Genomic DNA, 2,289 nt, shown 5'->3' with positions numbered 1-2,289 from the left:
ATCCACCTCAAACCGGCCGATCGCGGCAAAACCAGCCGAAAGAGCCGCTAAAATGACCCTCGCATAAGCCGATCTCGCATCAACCAAACGCAAAACGGCCCCACGGCTCCGGTTTTTCCGCAGCCTGTTAAAGCAGCTGTCGCGAAGGTGAACGCGTTCGGGCTTGACGCTCGCGCGCGTGCTCTTTAACGAGAAAAAACATCTTTATCTGTGAAGCGGAAGCCTGACCGCACGATGCCGGCTGTCTGGCACACGACGCCGGGGCCGGCCATCGATTAGAGGCGAAAGGCTCCAGGCAGGCGAGGAGAAGAAACATGGCGGATCTGGCAGGCAAGGTGGTTGTCGTCACCGCGGCGGCGCAAGGCATAGGCCGGGCAAGCGCGCTGGCTTTCGCCAAGGCGGGCGCGACCGTTCACGCCACCGACATCAATGAACCGCTATTGGCCGAGCTCGCCAAAACTGCCGGCATAAAAACCCGCAAACTCGATGTGCTGAGCGACGCGGCCGTCGCTTCCGCCTTCGCCGAGATCGGCCGGGTCGACGTCCTGTTCAACTGCGCCGGTTTCGTCCATGGCGGCTCCATTCTGGAGATGAAGGACGAGGACCTCGACTTCGCGCTCAACCTCAATGTCCGCTCGATGATCTGCACCATCCGCGCCGTGCTGCCCGGCATGCTGGAACGCGGCGACGGCTCGATCATCAACATGGCGTCGCTGGCAAGCTCGCAGAAAGGCGTGCCGAACCGCTTCGTCTACGGTCTGACCAAGGCGGCCGTGGTCGGCCTGACCAAGGCGGTCGCCGCCGACTATGTCGCCAAGGGCATCCGCTGCAACGCCATCTGTCCGGGCACGGTCGAAAGCCCGTCGCTGCAGGATCGCATGCATGCGCAGGGCGACTATGAGGCAGCACGCGCGGCCTTCATCGCCCGTCAGCCGATGGGCCGGCTTGGCACGCCGGAGGAGATCGCCGATCTCGCCGTCTACCTTGCCGGCGCAACCTACACGTCGGGGCAGGCCTACAACATCGACGGCGGCTGGTCGATCTGACGAAAGGCGCGGATGTCGGCGGGGCTATCGGATCGAAACGTCTGAAAATCCCGACGATTTGGTCGGCATCGCAGCAGGCTCGCTTGCCGCCGGTTTGGTCGGCGACTACGGTCGGCTGGCTTTGATGGGAATTTGCAAAACCGGCCCTTGGCCGCAAGGTGGAGAACATTGAGATGAAGTTGTTGCGCTATGGCGAAGCTGGCAGCGAGAAGCCCGGCCTGCTTGATGCGGATGGGAATATCCGCGACCTTTCCGCTCATGTCGCCGATATCGCCGGCACGGCACTTCATCCGGCCTCGCTGGAGATGCTCTCCAAGCTCGATCCCAAGTCGCTGCCGGTGGTCTCCGGCAAGCCGCGCCTTGGCGCCTGCGTCGCCGGCACCGGCAAGTTCATCTGCATCGGCCTCAACTATTCCGATCACGCCGCCGAGACCGGCGCCACCGTGCCGCCGGAACCGATCATCTTCATGAAGGCAAGCTCGGCGATCGTCGGGCCCGATGACGACGTGCTGATCCCGCGTGGTTCGGAAAAGACCGACTGGGAAGTCGAGCTCGCCGTCATCATCGGCAAGACGGCGAAATATGTCTCGGAGGACGACGCGCTGGACTATGTCGCCGGCTACGCCGTCGCGCATGACGTGTCGGAGCGTGCTTTCCAGGCCGAGCGCCAGGGCCAGTGGACCAAGGGCAAGTCCTGCGACACCTTCGGCCCGACCGGCCCGTGGCTGGTGACCAAGGACGAGGTCGCTGACCCGCAGAACCTGAAGATGTGGCTGACCGTCAACGGCAAGACCATGCAGAACGGCTCGACCAAGACCATGGTCTACGGCGTGAAGTATCTTGTCTCCTATCTCAGCCAGTTCATGTCGCTGCATCCCGGCGACATCATCTCCACCGGCACCCCGCCCGGCGTCGGGCTGGGCATGAAGCCGCCGGTGTTCCTGAAGGCCGGCGACGTCGTGGAGCTCGGCATCGAAGGGCTCGGCCAGCAGAAGCAGACGTTCAAGGCGGATGAGTAAGCGCCAGCTTACCTTATCTCCTTGTTTGGGGGAAGGCGGATCGGCGCGCAGCGCCGAGACGGATGAGCAACTGTGTTTGTCAGAGCCTGTTTGGATTCCAAGGTTCGTTGTTTCGGATCATTGCACTGAGGATGGTCAGGATCTTTCGCGCGACGGCGACGAGCGCGACCTTGGGCTCTTTGCCCTTGGCAATGAGACGCTGATGGAAGGCCTTGAGGACAGGA

General features: G+C 62.8%; 2 protein-coding genes and 1 pseudogene. 2 read left to right on the top strand and 1 reads right to left on the bottom strand.

What is annotated here, in order from left to right; genetic code table 11:
• The first annotated feature begins 314 nt into the window (after positions 1 to 314).
• A complete protein-coding gene (locus EN852_RS34475) occupies positions 315 to 1,046 on the top strand; it encodes an SDR family oxidoreductase (protein ID WP_127880147.1) in 732 nt (243 codons plus the stop codon).
• A 173-nt stretch (positions 1,047 to 1,219) separates the two neighbouring features.
• Complete coding sequence (locus EN852_RS34470; RefSeq protein ID WP_127880146.1) at positions 1,220 to 2,065, top strand: fumarylacetoacetate hydrolase family protein; 846 nt, start codon at positions 1,220 to 1,222, stop codon at positions 2,063 to 2,065.
• A 79-nt stretch (positions 2,066 to 2,144) separates the two neighbouring features.
• Here the strand turns inward: EN852_RS34470 and EN852_RS42720 are convergent.
• A pseudogene (locus EN852_RS42720) lies at positions 2,145 to 2,289 on the bottom strand (IS110 family transposase); the annotation flags it as partial.

Origin of the sequence: Mesorhizobium sp. M2E.F.Ca.ET.209.01.1.1, assembly GCF_004010375.2 — a bacterium.
GTDB lineage: Bacteria > Pseudomonadota > Alphaproteobacteria > Rhizobiales > Rhizobiaceae > Mesorhizobium.
The sequence above is the reverse complement of the archived record's forward strand: the minus strand, read 5'-3'. Positions and strand labels throughout refer to the sequence as shown.